The organism is Rhodococcus sp. USK13 (genome assembly GCF_018343855.1).
GTDB lineage: Bacteria > Actinomycetota > Actinomycetes > Mycobacteriales > Mycobacteriaceae > Rhodococcus_F > Rhodococcus_F oxybenzonivorans.
In genome coordinates this window covers 134,534-150,774 of record NZ_CP069241.1, presented here as the reverse complement: position 1 = coordinate 150,774, position 16,241 = coordinate 134,534, and the positions used below count along the sequence as shown (strand labels likewise).

Annotated in this window: 14 protein-coding genes; 7 read left to right on the top strand and 7 right to left on the bottom strand. The window is 64.8% G+C overall.

Features of this window, described 5'->3' with window-relative positions; genetic code table 11:
* Nucleotides 1–106: 106 nt before the first annotated feature.
* The 3 genes from JQT59_RS00700 to JQT59_RS00690 form a co-directional block, all read right to left on the bottom strand.
* The gene (locus JQT59_RS00700; protein WP_213571145.1) at nucleotides 107–2,422 is read right to left on the bottom strand and encodes a N,N-dimethylformamidase beta subunit family domain-containing protein; all 2,316 of its coding nucleotides are present in this window, start codon (nucleotides 2,420–2,422) and stop codon (nucleotides 107–109) included.
* Nucleotides 2,422–2,787, bottom strand: coding sequence for a N,N-dimethylformamidase alpha subunit family protein (locus tag JQT59_RS00695; RefSeq protein WP_213571143.1), 366 nt, complete (start codon nucleotides 2,785–2,787; stop codon nucleotides 2,422–2,424). The genes JQT59_RS00700 and JQT59_RS00695 overlap by 1 nt, the downstream gene beginning before the upstream one ends.
* Nucleotides 2,788–3,238: 451 nt before the next feature.
* Complete coding sequence (locus JQT59_RS00690; protein ID WP_213571141.1) at nucleotides 3,239–4,273, bottom strand: helix-turn-helix transcriptional regulator; 1,035 nt, start codon at nucleotides 4,271–4,273, stop codon at nucleotides 3,239–3,241.
* A 186-nt stretch (nucleotides 4,274–4,459) separates the two neighbouring features.
* Between JQT59_RS00690 and JQT59_RS38180 the strand changes: the two genes are divergently transcribed.
* Nucleotides 4,460–4,771 carry a winged helix-turn-helix domain-containing protein gene (locus JQT59_RS38180; RefSeq protein WP_502939684.1) on the top strand — a complete coding sequence of 104 codons (312 nt, stop codon included), beginning with the start codon at nucleotides 4,460–4,462 and terminating at the stop codon, nucleotides 4,769–4,771.
* A 614-nt stretch (nucleotides 4,772–5,385) separates the two neighbouring features.
* On the opposite strand, the gene JQT59_RS00685 is transcribed toward JQT59_RS38180, so the two are convergent.
* A complete protein-coding gene (locus JQT59_RS00685) occupies nucleotides 5,386–6,135 on the bottom strand; it encodes an IclR family transcriptional regulator (RefSeq protein WP_213571139.1) in 750 nt (249 codons plus the stop codon).
* Nucleotides 6,132–7,604: an APC family permease gene (locus JQT59_RS00680; protein WP_213571137.1), complete on the bottom strand. Its 1,473-nt coding sequence runs from the start codon at nucleotides 7,602–7,604 to the stop codon at nucleotides 6,132–6,134. The genes JQT59_RS00685 and JQT59_RS00680 overlap by 4 nt, the downstream gene beginning before the upstream one ends.
* A 252-nt stretch (nucleotides 7,605–7,856) precedes the next feature.
* Here JQT59_RS00680 and JQT59_RS00675 point away from each other — a divergent pair, with 252 nt between their 5' ends.
* From JQT59_RS00675 to JQT59_RS00650, 6 genes are all read left to right on the top strand, one after another.
* Nucleotides 7,857–8,018 carry a hypothetical protein gene (locus JQT59_RS00675; RefSeq protein ID WP_213571135.1) on the top strand — a complete coding sequence of 54 codons (162 nt, stop codon included), beginning with the start codon at nucleotides 7,857–7,859 and terminating at the stop codon, nucleotides 8,016–8,018.
* A 44-nt stretch (nucleotides 8,019–8,062) separates the two neighbouring features.
* Nucleotides 8,063–10,000, top strand: a complete 1,938-nt coding sequence (locus tag JQT59_RS00670; RefSeq protein WP_213571133.1) for a primary-amine oxidase — start codon at nucleotides 8,063–8,065, stop codon at nucleotides 9,998–10,000.
* A gap of 2 nt (nucleotides 10,001–10,002) precedes the next feature.
* Complete coding sequence (gene eat, locus JQT59_RS00665) at nucleotides 10,003–11,490, top strand: ethanolamine permease (protein WP_213571131.1); 1,488 nt, start codon at nucleotides 10,003–10,005, stop codon at nucleotides 11,488–11,490.
* Between the two features lie 178 nt (nucleotides 11,491–11,668).
* A complete protein-coding gene (locus JQT59_RS00660; RefSeq protein ID WP_213571129.1) occupies nucleotides 11,669–12,187 on the top strand; it encodes a hypothetical protein in 519 nt (172 codons plus the stop codon).
* A gap of 43 nt (nucleotides 12,188–12,230) precedes the next feature.
* Entirely contained in the window at nucleotides 12,231–13,133 is a 903-nt protein-coding gene (locus tag JQT59_RS00655; protein ID WP_213571127.1) for a LysR family transcriptional regulator, read from the top strand.
* Entirely contained in the window at nucleotides 13,130–14,368 is a 1,239-nt protein-coding gene (locus JQT59_RS00650; RefSeq protein WP_349306978.1) for a GAF domain-containing protein, read from the top strand. Before JQT59_RS00655 ends, JQT59_RS00650 begins: the two co-directional genes overlap by 4 nt.
* Before the next feature lie 592 nt (nucleotides 14,369–14,960).
* Here JQT59_RS00650 and JQT59_RS38175 read toward each other — a convergent pair.
* The gene (locus JQT59_RS38175) at nucleotides 14,961–15,230 is read right to left on the bottom strand and encodes a transposase (protein ID WP_502939694.1); all 270 of its coding nucleotides are present in this window, start codon (nucleotides 15,228–15,230) and stop codon (nucleotides 14,961–14,963) included.
* Nucleotides 15,143–16,084, bottom strand: a complete 942-nt coding sequence (locus JQT59_RS00645; RefSeq protein ID WP_213571123.1) for a transposase domain-containing protein — start codon at nucleotides 16,082–16,084, stop codon at nucleotides 15,143–15,145. The genes JQT59_RS38175 and JQT59_RS00645 overlap by 88 nt, the downstream gene beginning before the upstream one ends.
* Between the last annotated feature and the right edge of the window lie 157 nt (nucleotides 16,085–16,241).

Here is a 16,241-nt window from a genome sequence, read left to right as displayed (position 1 = left end):
GCGCTGGGGGCCCGCGGCTAGTGGAAAGGTGGCGCCGCACTAGCCGCGGGCTTGGGTGGAGCCCCCCGAGGTGATTGTCGTCGTGGAGCGGTCCCGGGTGGCAGGGCTAGGGTGAGGCTGGCACCGGGGGCGTGACGACCTGCGGTTGGTGCAGAGGTGGAAGTGGTTCGTCGGCCATGAATCGGCGTAGCACGTTCTCGGTCATGCGGGAGACGTTATTGATGGCATCGTTCTCGAGCAGCGACCCGCACCAGGCAATCGAGCTGGTCGAGAACATCCCGCCGCCCTGACTAGTGGTGAAGTAGGTGATGTCCGCCCGGACGTTCGGGTCCATCGTTCCGCCGACCATCGGGTAGTTGAACATGATGTCGTCAACGACCCGTGGGTAGTTGTCCGAGTGGCCTTCACTGTATGCGAGTAAGAAGGTGTGTGGCGGCGTGCCGAGCGACAGGTCGTAGCGGTCGATTTCGCTTCCCGCCGCACCACCTCCGACGAGCCCGAAGTCGCCGATCTTCTCTCCAGGATCGATGCCTTCCATGATGAACGCGGCCTGGGGGTCGCGAGTGTCGGGCATCTGGACGTAGTACGAGGACTCGTCGAATCCTTCCGAGGTGAAGCCAGTGCCGAAGAGCTTCTGGGGAGCGCGGGCACGGCCGCGCCACAGGCCGGAACGTTCGCCGTTGGTCTGCAGGTAATACTCCCCGGGTGCGGCTTGCCACGCACGGGATCCCCACTCCGCCTTCCGGACCTCCATCAGGTGCTTCTTTTCCGGATGCCAGTTCGCGATCCAATAGAAACCGTTGGCACCCAGGTACATCCCTCGTCCCCCTCCGGCCAGGTAGGTTTCCCACGCGTCGAGCATCTGCCGGGTGTAGTACTCGGGGTGTGATCCTGTCAGCACGACCTTGTACCGGCTGAGCAACTCGTCGCCCTCATCGTGGAGTTCGCGATCGGTTGCGATGTCGTACTCGATACCGAGGGACTCGAGCCATGCGGCCAGATGTAGGTCGGCAGGGAACTGCCAGGGGCCACCGGTGACTGTGCGGAACTTCGGCCGGAGGTTGACGATCGGGCGCAACCAGGACGAGTAGTGAACTCCACTTCCATCAGTGTGGGTGTCGTATGTCGAGCGTCCAAACTCGGTGTGTGAGTGTAGCCAGAAATCGAGTTCGTCGATTACCGAGGTACGTCCGAAGATCGATTGCGCGATCTGAACGTCGTTGAAGTGCTCGTTGGCATAGGCCAAGTAGCTGGTGGTGGGTACAAGCATGAGCACCCTGGCGGTGGCTTTCCCGGCCGGGGGGAGCACGAAGAACGGAACCCAGTCCTCGGACTCACCCTGCAGCAGCCGCAGTGCGTAGATGCCTGTGCGAAAACCCGGGGGGATCTCCCATGAAATATCTGTATCCCAACGACAGTCCTCGAGGTCGTCGTCGTGGAAGTGGATGGCGCCGTACTGCTCTGGTGCGTGGATGAAGTTCTCTTCCCGACCCTCCCATCGCCAGCCGGTGACTGCACGCGTAGGGAAGTTCACGCACTGACCATGCAGTGCAAGCGGACCATTGTCGTGGACTGCATCGGTCGAGATTCCGTCCGACCCGATCGCGGCAGCAAAGTCCCACCAGGCGAGGAGCCCATCGGAGGTGGGTCTCTCGCCGCGCGTAATGGAGTCGAGTTCAACGACCGACAACGCCCGAGACCATACCTTCGGCGAGTCGACCTTGCCGTTGAAGTGTGAGTCGACGGCCTCGTCGTGCGAGGAGGTGCGACCACCACCGATGATGAAGGGGCCAGCGCTGTCGGCGGGGAGGATATCGACGACGCCTGTGCTGTCGCCCCCACCGATAATCGGGCTGATCGGGGCGAGGAGGCTGTTGACGGAGTTCACCACGGGCCGCGAGTAGAGGGTATAGCGCTGCGCCGCGGGGTCCAGGGTGACGGCGACCGAGTACCAACACGAGGGATGGAAGAGTTGGTCGGCTTCAAACACGGTGGTGGAATCACCGTCACCGATCAAGAAGCTGAGCCGACCGTCATTAATACTGAGGGCGTACCCTGCATTTGTCCCCTTGACGTAACGTCCGAGCACTATTTGATCATGCTTTTGGGGCGTGGTGGGGTAGATGAAGGCGTGGAGTGTGAGCGCTCCCTCGGTCGCGAGTGGCCCGCCATCGTCCACCAGGATGTATGAACCAGCATCGGTAGGCTGGAAGCGCGCGGGGTACTCGCCACTGACACCGTCGACCTCTACTTCGGTGAATCCGGGCCCTGCGGGATTGGTGTCGCCGTTGACCAGGCGGACGATGTCGGCACGGTATGTGCCCGCGGCGGTGCTACTTACCTTGAACTCGATCGTCTCACCTGGGCCCACTGAGGCACGGTCACCGTACCCGTGGATCTCAGTGGCTCGTAGTTCGGTCATTACGCTGTTCCCTTCAGGTCGTTGACGCGGCGCACGAAGATCCCATGGAGAACGTCTTCTTCGGACTTGAAGACCGGCTCATCGAGAATCTTGGGGGGCACTCCGCGGATCCCGGAGATGACGCCGATCTTGTACTCGAGCCAGGGTGTAGTCATCACACCGAGATACTTGCCGGCCTGCGGCTGGCGTCGGAAGTATTGCAGCACCCGTTCGAGGGTCTCTGAATGCTGTCCCAACGGTTTTGCGCGATGTTCCTCGATCAACTCATCGGTGATGAGGTCGGCGATCACGCGGCGTTGCTTGTCCTTCCAGTCTTCATAGACCAGTAGTTGTCGGTCGATCACAGTGTCGGAGGTGCTGGACATGGTGCGCTCCTTTCGTTAGGACCAGAATCCGCCCACAAAGCCACACCGGGCAATACGTTGGTTGACGTATCGGATCCGCCCTGCTCGATGAATGATGTGCAGAGGCGTGTTGTCAGGCACGATCGAGTCCCCGTGATGGACGCGAACTCGGCATGGGCTCTTGGTTAGCCGCACGCTTTGGAGCCCTTGCTCGATGCGAGTGGGCATCCACGCGCGCAATTCGGCGATAGCTCGGCAACCAGCGCGCGGGTGGCGCGTAATCGTCCCCGCTGCTGTGTCGCCGTGGTCGCCGGTGCGGTAGACCCCGGCGCAGACGCTGTCGGCGTTGTCTCATCCGGGTGACGGCCTCGCTGGTCTCCGCTTGTCGAGATCCCGGGAGGTGTCCTCCGCGTGGGACGGGGAGGAGGGTTTCACAAACACCGTTGTATCGAGGTCCTCGGGCGGGCGGCGATCAGGCGATCGGATCGTTTCTCAGGCCACCCAGGTGGTCTAGCAGGAGAAGATCAGCCCGGACCATGAGGGCAGCGAGCTGGGCTCGGGATTGGCAGTCCATTTTTTTCAGGATGTGCTCGACGTGGGTGGACACAGTCCGCGGGCTGATGCGCAACTGGCCGGCAATGTCGGGGTTCGAGTATCCCTCGGTAATCAGTTGAAGAACTTCAAGCTCTCGGCGGCTGAGTCCGAAGGGCCAAGGAATGCTGCGCTCGGTTACCAGCCAGACCTGGCCTCGGCATGGGGCCACGTCGATGCGGTGGCATCCGCCGTCCTCATCGGCCCACAGGTATCGACGGCGGTCAGTCGTGCGGACGTGCCGCGCCAACAGTGTGCGCAGAAAGCGGCTCTCGCTAAGGACAGGTCCAGCTGAACGTCCTGGCAGGTCGGAAACTCTCCCGTCCCGTGCGATTACAACTGCATGAGCGTCGGGTCCCATGCGCTCGACATTCAGTTGTGCCGCGCGAAGAAGGTCGCACACTCCGGCGAGTAGCGGGTGAAAGGCTTCTATCGTGCTCCGCACCTCGTCACGTGGCTTCGATGGTGACTCCCAGCTGATATGAAGCGCCCCGGTGTACCTCCCGTCCGGGAGACGCAGGCACATCGTCGTGCCTTCCTGGAAGCCGGACGGAATGAGGATTTCTTCCGCCGTGAAGGTGCGGGAGAACGGGATATTCCAATCGCGCTCGAGGTCACGCCACCGCAAGGCTCCCGGAGCACGTGTATGTAGTAGCGCGAAGGTGGCATCAGTCTTGACGAATGCGTCGTTCATATGGGTTTGCACGTCCGGCGGGTAGCCCTCGCTAGCGAGGGTGACATGACGATGGGTTCCTGATACGGCGTCCCAGGCGGACAGTAAGTACCCATCCCACGGAATCAGGTCACGCAGAGTGCGAATGGCTGCACCCGCAAGCGTACGAACGCCATCTCGATCGACGAGGGAGTTGCTGCCGACAGAAGCCATCGACGGGAGAACCGCCTCGATTTGCATCATTCCTACCCAGCATGAAAAGGCCGCCCTTGTTTGTTGACGGCTTTGCTAAAGATACCGGACTTCGTGACTTGAGTCACATGTCGGGGTGCTTTCGTACATCGGGCTCCGTAGACGACCGCGACGAGGCAAATAGCCATCAGCACGTCTGTACGGGGACCGTGATCTGAAACCTTGTTACTGCACAGGGTGGACGACGAAGCCCAATGGTTCCGGTGCCACCACCTGTTCGCTGAGTTTCTGCATCACAGGATCGAGCGCGATCAACCGGAGCGAGTCGATGAACTGCATCGCCGGGCGTTCGGATGGTTCCGGGATGAAATTTGCTCGGTGAGGCGGTCGACCGTGCCCTGGCCGTCCACGACTCGGAGGCCGCACTGGACCTGCTCGAGCAAAGGGTCCTACCTCGTCGAGCAATCGCAGATGTCCACCCAGACCCGCCTGATCGCTAAGCTTCGGAAAGATCTCGCGGAATCGATTGCGCGGCAGGACGGGTCGTGAACGCCAAGTCCGCGCTGAGGCCAGCGGCCGTCGACCAGACATCGCACCATCTCGAGCAGGACGTGCGGGGCTGGATGCCCGGTCGACGGCGCCCTCGTCGACCGAGAGCGTGCTGCCCGGGCGGCGGCGCCGCGGCGGGTGCTGACCGCGCGAGAACCCGGTCTGTCGAGTCACCATCGCATGTGCCTGATAGGAAGGGGATGTCGGGCACGCCCGCTGGTACCACATCCGCGCTATCGGAGGTGCAGGACCGAGTGACGCTTCGAAGCAGCGGCAGCTGGTGGGCGGAGGGTCCAGTCGGTCGCCACGATATGCAGCTGCAGCGACAAGTTCGCCTGGTCGGCCGAGGTGACGGTCCAAGTGCCAGTATCGACGAACGGAACGGTGTTTGGCGGCCAAAGACGATCCACGACAGGGCTGCTGACGCGGTGAGGACCGCACGCGCCGCGCCTCGGAACCGGGCAAACCAGAACCAGACGCGAGCGCACCCCCTCCACGAGGGGTGGGCCTCCCCGTGCGGAGTGCTGGGTGTCGGCGCCTGAGATCCACGGTGGTCTCTCTCTGTATCGGATGAGCAGAATTAGCGGCGGGTGATGAGCCGAATGCGCGGAAGGTCAGAACAGCAGCGGCGCGAGCACACCCGCGCACTGTTGCAGTGAGTCGGCGCGACCGAGGAGCGCGTCGATGCGGGCGGATGGGCCGGCGAGGCAGAGGGCGCCGGCGGTGTTTCCGTCCGGGTCGCGCAGCGGCACCGCCAGGCAGGCGAGGTCCTGCTCGAGTTGGTCGACCTGAACGGCGAACTGCTGATCGCGAATGGTGCGCAGTTCGGTGTCGAGAGCGGCGAGATCGATGACGGTGGCCGAGGTCAGCTGCCGCAGCGGAGTCGAGGGCAACGCTTCCTGCCAGATGGTGCGGTCGGCGAGTAAGAGTTTGCCGGCGGCCGAAGCATGCGGGTAACGCACCAGCTCACGTTCGGCGCGCACGGGGTGATCGGGGTCGGCGTCGAGGACCCGCAGCGTGGTGTTGTGGAAGGCAATCACGTGGACGGCGAACCGCACGTTGTCGCGGAGGTCGTCGAGTTGCCGGCGCGCGGCGGTGGGAACGGTGGGGGAGGCGGCGGCGGTGACGAGCCCGTTGAGGCGCGCGCCGAGCCCGAAGCCGCGCAGATCCGAGGTCCGCACCAGATACTCCTCGGCGACGAGCGAGTTGATGAGCCGGTAGGCGGTGGCCTGGGGGAGGTGCAGGGCGCCGGCGATCTCCTTGGCGGTGACCCCGAGGCCGAGGGTGGCGACCACCTCGAGGATGTCGAGAGAGTTCGAGACGGTGCTGGGGTGGTGTCGGGACGGGTCGGTGTGTGGGCTCATCGGAACGCGGCCGTGGGCAGCAGGTCGGTGCGCTGGGTCTCGTCGTAGATACCGACCGAGGCGAGTCGGTGCGGGGCCAGACGCCGAAGCGCAAGGGTGTAGAGCACCGCTGCCGCCATGATCACGGCATAGACCGCGATGAGCACAATTCCGTCCGCAATGGCGAAGACGACGGCATTGACGACCAGGAACAGCAGGATGGTGGTGGTCACGGTGCCGAGCACCCAAACCGCGGGGGTCGACTCTCCGATGCGCCGCAACAGGATCGGGGCGGACAGGCACCCCGCGAGATAACTGCCGATATAGCCGCAGGCGCTGAGGGTGAGGAAGATGCGCAGACCCTGATCCGGTGAGACACCGGCGAGTAGAACCGTGATCGGCACAGCGGTGATCACGAGCATCGACGTGGCAATGGCAGGGGCGGGCGTCTGAAAACGCGGGTGAGTGCGGCCGAGGGCGGACGGGGCGACGCCCTCGCGGCCCATGCAGAACAGCACGCGTACGAGCGCATTGACCGATGCCAGGGTGCAGGCGAAGAACGAGGCGGCGATTCCCAGGTCGAGGATCGCCGACAAACCGGTCGAGCCCTCCGAGACCAGCAGCGCGACCAGCGGGGTGGCACTCTCGCGCACCGAGTCGGGGGCCTCGGCGAGGGCGATCGCCTGCACCGGCAGGGCGATCAGATACAACGCGGCGGCGGCGACCGGGGTCCACCGGATCACGCGAGGCACCGACAGGAATGGGTGGCGGGCTTCGCCGCTCAGTGTCGTGGAACTTTCGAAGCCGACGAAGGCGCTGACGGCGACGATGACGGACAGCGCCATGCCCTGTGCGTTGCCCTCCCAGCTCATAGCGGCGGCGACCGGTGCGCCGGTGCGAGTCGTGGTGACCAGCAGCAAGATCAGCAGGGCGCCGACGAGGCCGATGGAGACGCACTCGACGAGCAGGGTGATCCGGGCCGAGATCCGGATGCCGCGGATCATCACCAGGGTGGCCACCACGGCGGCCACCACCGTGACGGCGACGATCGCACCGGTGGGGGTGCCCCGCGCCAACCCGGTGGTGACGGCGATGTGCGAGAGGTAGGTGCCGACGGCGAGCAGGCCGGCCATGCCGACCGTCGCATATCCGACGATCGCGGACCAGCCGGTCGGAACGGCGGCGGTCGGGCCGAGGCCGCGGGCGGTATAGCTGTAGATTCCGCCGACCGAGGCCATCCGCTGTGCCATCGGCCGCAGGCACGCGGAGACGAGCAGGATGACCACGGCCGCGCACACGAACGCCGCGAGCGCCCCGCCCCCACCGGCGGTGCTGATCACCAGCACTGGGATCACTGCCGCCGCACCGGACGGTGCGATCGCTGCGACGGATTGGGCGAACACCGGTATGAAGGGCAGCTGACGGCGCGGCAACCCCTGCACGGGGGACCGGGCCGCGACCAGCGCCCGCTTGTGCGGTGAAGTCGTCATGTTCCGCACACTCCACTCATCTCTGAAAGAAGCAGCGAGTCGCCTGGTCAGGAGGCTGCACGCGGCTCTCGGTGGTGCTCGATGTCACGCTCAGCGTCGAATCCAACCATGTCCGATATATGACGAGAATGTTTCGTCCATGTTAACTAGGTCGAGAATTTTCTGGCGCGAAGTTCTCACCTTTGTTCTCTCTGCGTGTGCTCCCGGTCACACAGCGGCGTTACGGTTGCTGTGGGCGGTTGACCGCACCCCGTGAGGTTCCTCCTCAGGGACATCTCGAAGGGCGTCGGCCGCTGGTCACATCGCGAAGCGAACAGTCCGTTGATCTACGCAGACATCTCCACCGATCGATTCATGACCGGCCCGGCCGCCGCGCCACCCGGAATGCCCACCATCAAGGGCACCTCTTCGTGATGTCGACGTCGTGGAAAGAACCATGCCCAAGGAGCGAGACACCCATGTCCATTCAGGAAATCGATCGCACGGTCGCCGCACCGGGAACTCATCCCCTCGACCCCCTCAGCCGCGACGAAATCTCGAAGGCGGTGTCCGTGCTGAAGAGCACGCAGGCGCAGGCGGACAGCTTCCGGTTCGTGCAGGTGGAATTGAAGGAACCATCGAAGAAGGCACTGCGCGGCGACCTCTCGCAGATTCGCCGCGAGGCCAGCGCCGTGCTGATCGACCGGTCCACCGGAAACGGCTACGAGGCCACCGTCGACCTCGAGAACGAGAGTCTCGAGCGGTGGGTGGAGCTGCCGTCCGGTGCCCAGCCGCCGATCATGCTCGACGAGTTCGACGAATGTGAGGTCAACTGCAAACGCGATCCCCGCGTCGTCGAAGCCCTGGCCAGCCGCGGGCTGACCAACCTGGACCTGGTGTGCATCGAGCCGTGGTCGGCCGGCTACTTCGGCAAGGACGACCAGGGTCGCCGCCTGATGCGGGCCCTCGTTTTCACCCGGCTCGATCCGGACGACAGCCCCTACGCGCACCCGGCCGAGGGCCTGATCATCATCTACGACCTCAACAACGGTGAGGTCGTCGAGATCGAGGACAACGGCCTCATCCCGGTTCCTCAGCAAACCGGCAACTACCTGCCCCAGCACGTCGGTCCGGCCCGCACCGACATCAAACCCCTCGAGATCACCTCACCCCAGGGCCGCTCCTTCCAGGTCGACGGCCAGCACGTGACCTGGGGTGACTGGAGCTTCCGGGTCGGCTTCACCCCTCGTGAGGGTCTGGTGCTGCATCAGCTGAAGTTCCGGGACGGCGGCACCGATCGATCGGTGATCAACCGCGCCTCGCTGGTGGAAATGGTGGTGCCCTACGGTGACCCGTCCCCGGTGCAGCACAAGAAGAATGCCTTCGACGCCGGCGAATACAACATCGGTGCCCTGGCGAACTCCCTTGCACTCGGCTGCGACTGCCTCGGCGAGATCCAGTACTTCGACGGCATCGTCAGCGACAGCCACGGCAACCCGATGACGATCAAGAACGCGGTCTGCATGCACGAGGAAGACGACTCGATCATGTGGAAGCACTACGACTACCGGCAGGACACCGCCGAGGTCCGGCGCTCACGGAAACTGATCATCTCCTTCATCGCCACCGTCGCCAACTACGAGTACGGATTCTATTGGCACCTCTACCTCGACGGCACCATCGAGTTCCTGGTCAAGGCCACCGGCATCCTCTCCACCGCCGGTCAGCAGCCGGGCACCAAATCGCTGTACGGGCAGACCCTCAACAACGACGGCCTCTACGCCCCCATCCACCAGCACATCTTCAACGTGCGCATGGACTTCGAGCTCGACGGCACCAAGAACGCGGTCTACGAGGTCGACACCGAGGTGCCCGGCACCAACCCGACACAGAGCTGCTTCTACACCGTCGATCGCCTCCTCGAACGAGAACAGGACGCCGCCCGCCGCGCCGACGCCGGCAAGCACCGATTCTGGAAGATCGTCAACCACAACCGCCGCAACATCGTCGACGAACCGGTCGCCTACCGGCTCCAGCCCACCGACGCGATCACCCTGTCCGCCACTCCCGATTCCTGGGTGGCCAAGCGAGCCGGGTTCGCCACCAACAACTTCTGGGTCACCGCATACGACGAGACCGAGCGCTTCCCGGCAGGGGAGTACCCGAACCAGTCCCGCGGCGGCGGCGGCCTTCCCTCCTACATCGCGGGCAACCGCAACATCGTCGACGAGGACATCGTGGTCTGGTACACCTTCGGCATGCACCACGTGGTGCGCCTCGAAGACTGGCCGGTCATGCCCCGCCAGCACGTCGGCTTCATCCTCCAACCCCACGGATTCTTCGACCAGAACCCCACCCTGAACCTGCCCCGCCCGGAGCGGCAGGCCGAGGGGTCGCACTGCGGATGCGAGGACTAGCCATGAGTACCGATCCGGTGGCGGCCCCCGACCGCCACACCCCCGTGGGCACCACCGGTGCCCACGCCGCGGGCGGAGTCGACTACGACAACGTCGCCGACGACTACATGCTCCGCCGTCAGCTGCGCCGCGGCACCGCAGGACCGGTCCTGCTGATTGGACTCGGCGTCGGCTACGTCGTCGCCGGTGACTACGCCGGTTGGAACTTCGGAATCGGCCACGCCGGCTGGGGCGGCATGCTTATCGCGGTCGGGCTGATGGGCCTGATGTACACCGCGATGTGCCTGGCCCTGGCCGAGATGGCTTCGATCATCCCCACCGCCGGCGGCGGGTACGGCTTCGCCCGCCGCGCGATGGGACCGTGGGGCGGTTTCCTCACCGGCACCGCCGTGCTCCTCGAATTCGTCCTCGCCCCGGCCGCGGTGGTCACTTTCATCAGCGCCTATGTCGACAGCCTCTTCGGGATCAGCGGACCCTTGGTGTATGCGGTGTTCTACATCGCCTTCATCGGTCTGCACCTGTATGGCGTCTCACAGGTGCTCAAGCTGATGTTCGGCATTGCCATCGTCGCCGTGATCGGGTTGCTGGCCTTCTCGATCGGGATGATCCCGCATTTCGATGTCAGCAACCTCATCGACATCGCTCCCACCAATGCGGTCGGCGCCAACAGCTTCCTACCGTTCGGCATCGTCGGAGTCTGGGCCGCCTTGCCGTATGCGATGTGGTTCTTCCTCGCGGTCGAAGGCGTCCCCCTCGCCGCCGAGGAAGCCCGCAACCCGGTGCGCGACATCCCCAAGGGCCTGATCGGTGGTGTGTTGGTGCTGCTCACCCTCGCCGCGCTGCTGCTGACCCTCGGCCCCGGCGGATCGGGCGCATCGACCCTGCAGGACTCCGACAACCCGCTGATCGACGCCATGGAGGCCGCCGACGGAGGCACCACCTGGCTGAGCCAGTTCGTCAACGTCATCGGGCTGGTGGGTCTGGTGTCGAGCTTCTTCACCATCACCTACGCCTACTCGCGGCAGACGTTCGCGCTCTCGCGGGCCGGTTACCTGCCCAAGGTGCTCTCGCTCACCAACGGACGTAAGACCCCGTTCCTGGCGCTGATCGTGCCCGGGGTGATCGGATTCATTCTGTCCCTTACCAGTTCCGGGGACCTGCTCATCCTGATCTCGGTGTTCGGGGCCACGGTCTCCTACATCTTGATGATGATCTCGCACATCGTCCTGCGGATCCGGGAACCGGACCTGCACCGCCCCTACCGCACCCCCGGTGGGATGCTCACCTCCGGAATAGCGCTGGTCCTGGCCGCCGCCGCCCTGGCAGCAGGGTTCATGGTCGACCCCTCGGTGGTGTTGTACGCGGCCGCCGCGTACGCGGTGATGATCGCGTACTTCACCTTCTACAGCCGACACCACCTCGTCGCGAAGGCACCCGAAGAAGAATTCGCCGCCCTCGAGGCGGCCGAATCCGAACTCGAGAACCGATGACCGCCCGGTCCGGTCCGTGCTCGGAGACAGTGCGGACCGGACCGGCCCCGCAACTTTCGGCGTGACCCGTCGCCTGATCGCAACGCCGAAAGAACCTGCACCGCCCCTTTTCCATCCCCAGCGCCAGGGGCGGTGCCACCACCCCCCGAACTGCCAGCGAATCCTCGAGGAGCGTCCTATGGCCACCACCACCGCCGCAGGTTGGCGGCCAACCCTGCCGGACAATCCCGTACGAGCGACCGCCGCCGGGAAAATCGCCGCCCTCCTGGCCCTCGCCTGCGTCACCGCACACATCCCGGTACTGCTCGCCCACTTCGCTCACTTCCCCGGCACCAGCCTGCTGATGCTCGCCCTTGCCGGTGCCTGCCTGCCCTGCGCCGGACACCTGTGGACCAAGCCCACCATCCGTGACTGGGTCACCGCCGGGGCACTGGCGGCCGGGATGCTCGTCCTGCACGCGATGCTGATGTTCTCGATGACGCACGCCGAGACCGGCACCGCCGCAACAACAACAGCCGCCACCGGCCACCATCACGGCTCAGCCGCCCATACGATGAACACCGCATCCCTGCCGGACGGCCCGCTCGGGCTGCTGTTCTACGGCGCGAGCGCACTCGCACTGGTCCAGGTCGCCATGGCGGTCGTCATAGTCCTGCCGGGCACCTTCCGGCGCCACCGCACGACCCCGGCCGAGTGATGTCCGCGGCCCACGGGCGGTTCCGCACCACGCCGAGCTGACGATGCCGTCCACCTGCGACTACACCCTCACGCAATTCCGGTGCTTCGTCGCCGTCGCAGAATCACTGCACTTCGGCGCTGCCGCGGCCACGTTGGGCATCAAACAGCCGTCACTGTCCCGGACCCTGTCTGCACTCGAGGCGGCGGTCGGAACCCCGCTGTTGCACCGCACCAGCCGCCGCGTGACACTGACCGAACAGGGAAGTGAGCTCCTCTTCCACGCGAAGCGTGCCGTGGCCGCCGCCGATCGCTTCCTCGCCGCCGCCCGCGGAGTCGGCGAAGCACCCACCTCGTTCCGGCTCGGGCTGAGCCCCACCGTCGCCGCCCGCATGGTCCACGACGTGCTCCCGACGCTCCGCGCACAGATTCCCGACGTGCAACTGCGCATCGTCGAAGACCATCCACCGTGCATGCTTCGCCAACTTCGCGCCGGTGAACTCGACGCCTTGATCGGGTCAGTGCCACCCGGAATCGGTCCCGGACTGGTTGCAGCGCCCCTGTATCGGGAGGACTACCGCCTGATCGTCTCCCGCGACGACCCCCTCCGCGCTTACACCCACCTGTCGCCGTCGACGCTGCAGAACAGGGTCACCGTGCGTGTCGACGACGACCCCAACCCCGGCGGCAAGGCGACCAGTCCCACGACACCGACCTCGCGCGCGATCACTGTGCACACCGCGATCGCCTGGGTCATCGGCGGCTGCGGAGTCGCGGTGGTGCCCGAGTCGGCACTGCATCCCAACCCGCTGCCACCGGCCGTCGTAGCGATCCGATTCACTGCCGAAACACCCACACGCACCGTCGGCACCATCTATGGCAGCCCAGCCGGGCACAATGCTCCCTTCGCCCCGATCCTCGACCGTGTGGCCGAACAATGCCAATGGCAATCCGCATCCCCTAGATAGGTTCTCGCCCAGTGACCACCACCCTCAACCCCTGGATCGCACTGCGCCCCGGAGACGACCCCACCGCACTCACGCGCAGAGTGTCCTCTGCGCGTGAGGTCCTCATCGACCAACCCACCTTCTCCCGCACCGAACGCCACACTGCCGCTCAACTCGTGCGACCCGTCGTGCTCGATTCGTGGAGGCGTAGCACTGACAACCTCGTCGACCCGGACGGCTTCGGTCGGTCTGCGGACATGACCACCTCCGAATTCCGCGCATACCGGTCCGCGCACCCGATGGCCCTGATCCGCCCTGTGGTCTGCACACTCCTCGTCGACGACGCCGCCGACACCGGAATGCTCATCGCGATCACCGACGAACGCGGATTGCTGCTGTGGGTCGCCGGCGACAGCGTTGCGCAGGACCGCGGGGCCGCGATGAACTTTGCCGAGGGCACCGAATGGAGCGAAGACGCCGTCGGGACAAACGCTCCCGGTACCGCCCTCGCACTCGACCACCACGTGCAGTTCTTCGGCGCCGAACACTACAGTCGTGCCGTGCACGGCTGGAGCTGCTCCGCGGCGCCGGTCCACGACCCCGCGACAGGGCTCGTCATCGGCACCATTGACATCACCGGCAGCCACCGAGTCGCAACACCCGAAGTGCTTGCACTCATCCGTGCCACTGGCGCAGCCGCGGAATCCGAACTACGGCTACACCTGGTGCGCACCTCTGAGAATCTGACTACATCGACCGATCGACTCGAAATACTCGGATCGGGCCGCCCGAATCTTATCCGGAATCAACGGCGGATCCCACTGTCCCAAAGGCATTCAGAAATCCTGCTGCTTCTTTCCGAACACCCTGAGGGCCTGACTGCGGACCGTCTGGCAGTTCTACTCGAGGATTACGACCTCGATCCCGTCACCATCCGCGCCGAGATGTTCCGGGTGCGCAAAGTCTTCGGCACAGACCGCATCGGGTCGAAGCCGTATCGGCTGTTGACCGACCTGACCTCGGACGCCTCCCAGGTCCGTCGCGCCCTCGACCGCGGCGACCTCGACACCGCGCTCGACCTCTACCGCGGGCCTATCCTTCCCTACTCGGCGGCACCAGGAATCGAAGACCTCCGGCACGCACTCGACACACGCATCTGCCGCGCCCGAGGAACCACCACCAGAACCCACGCTTCGCAGCACGCTTCGGTTCCACCACTCACCACACGGATGGGTGGCGGCAGTCCCCGCCACTGACCCTGCAACAAGCGCATATCGGCATCAGTTGCCAAAATCCCCGAACCCAGTTTCGGATCGCCCTCCTGCGCAGCGGGACTCACAGAAAGCGAGAACTCATGCCCGAACCCACTCGGACCACGACCGCTGGGCCCACCCACCGCTGCGCCGCATCTCCCGACACAGCCGACCACGCCCGTGAAGATCACCACCCAACGGCCCTCGGCGGCCATCGGACACGGATACCTAGGAACACAGCGATGCGCGGTGGCCGGACCACGCGGCAAGCCGAACACAGGGACATCGACGATTTTTTCGAGTTCGCGCAGACGTGGGCACCCAACGGCGGTGCGCCGTAAGGCGAGATATTCACTCGCTTCGGTCTGACTCGTGCGCAATTCTACGACCGGATCCGTAAACTCCACTCGTTGCCACTGCCCCAGCGCGGCGGGTACAGGTCGTGAAACCGCCACTCCTGGACCTCAGACCGTCCAATATGCGATCGGATGACGTTTCTGGACAGTGCTTTTCGAAAACACTTGACTCATTCCAGATTGCTGGCGATAGTAGTCGGGTGTCCTCGCCATCGAAGTACACAGCGAGTACCACCAGGTCACGGGCGGTACTGAGGGCGATCGTAAAACTGCGCACGCAGCGGTGGGACGTCCGCGCCGGTCGTCGCGTCGGCGATCGCGACTCGCAACGCCTGATAGGTGGTCAATAACGCACAGATCTCCTGCGTGACCCCGGACGGGGTCCGGGCCCGCAGCATCGCATCGCCGAGGATGGTCGACTTCAGCTCGAGATAGGTCGTCTCGATCTCCCATCGCTGGTGATACAGCCGGACCAAGTCTGATGCCGGATAGCGGCGATGATCCTCCAGAGTGGTGATGAGCCGGTAACGGCCGGTGAGGAGGGGACCGCCTTTCGGGGCGCGACGATCTCGGCGTCGATGACCCGGACGATGACCGGGCCGATCGGAGCGAGCCTGGACCCGTCGGGCAGTCGTTCGATGGAGGCAAGCTTGCGGTTGTTCTTGCAGCGGATGAGTAGGTCGGCGTCGGTGTCGACAATCTGCTCGATCAACGAGGCGGCAGCGAAGTTACGATCGGCCAACAACAACATGCCCTCGCGCAGAAACCCCACCAGTTTTGGTGCATAAGCGATCTCGGAGACACCGTAGGTTCCGATCACAGCATCGACGATGGTGCGGGTGCCGCACGCCACCACGGCGAGCATCCGCACCATCGGGTAGCCCGAGTCTCCGTTCGGGCCACCGGTTTGGCGGTGGTAGGCACCGAGGTTGGCCACGTTGTCGGGCACGAACATCGAGGTTCCGTCGATCGCGCACACCAACAGTCCGGGCCACCGAGCGGCCCCGGCAGCGGGGCCTTTGATCAGGTTGAACAATTCCCACAGTGGTGCGACTCCGATCCGGCGGCGGGCCTGCGACAACGCGGAGGAACCCGGAGCGGCCACCGCGCCCGCGAGGCCCGCGGTCATTTTCGCCCACACTCGGGTACAGCCGATGTTGGGGAACAGGGCCGCGGACAGCAGTAGGTACACCACGACCCGCGACGGCAACTCCCGTAGCCGAGTTTGGGTGGCTCTGGCCGAGTCGAGTGCGGCATTGACCATCTCGAACGGCACGATCCTGGTCAACTCGCCGATATGTCCCGGCGCGAACGGCCCGGCAGCTACCACCGACTCGGGTTTGATGACAGTATGGTCAGGCAACGGAACTCCCGGAGCGGCTTGTCTTTGGCGGACAAAGCTTCTCTACCAGGAGTTCCGTTGCTCTATCTGACGACACGCCCCGGTTGGTCGACCTCACCTGACCTGACAGGGCAATCCCTAACTGCGCGGCATTGGCATTAGTGCAGTGTTGCCTCCC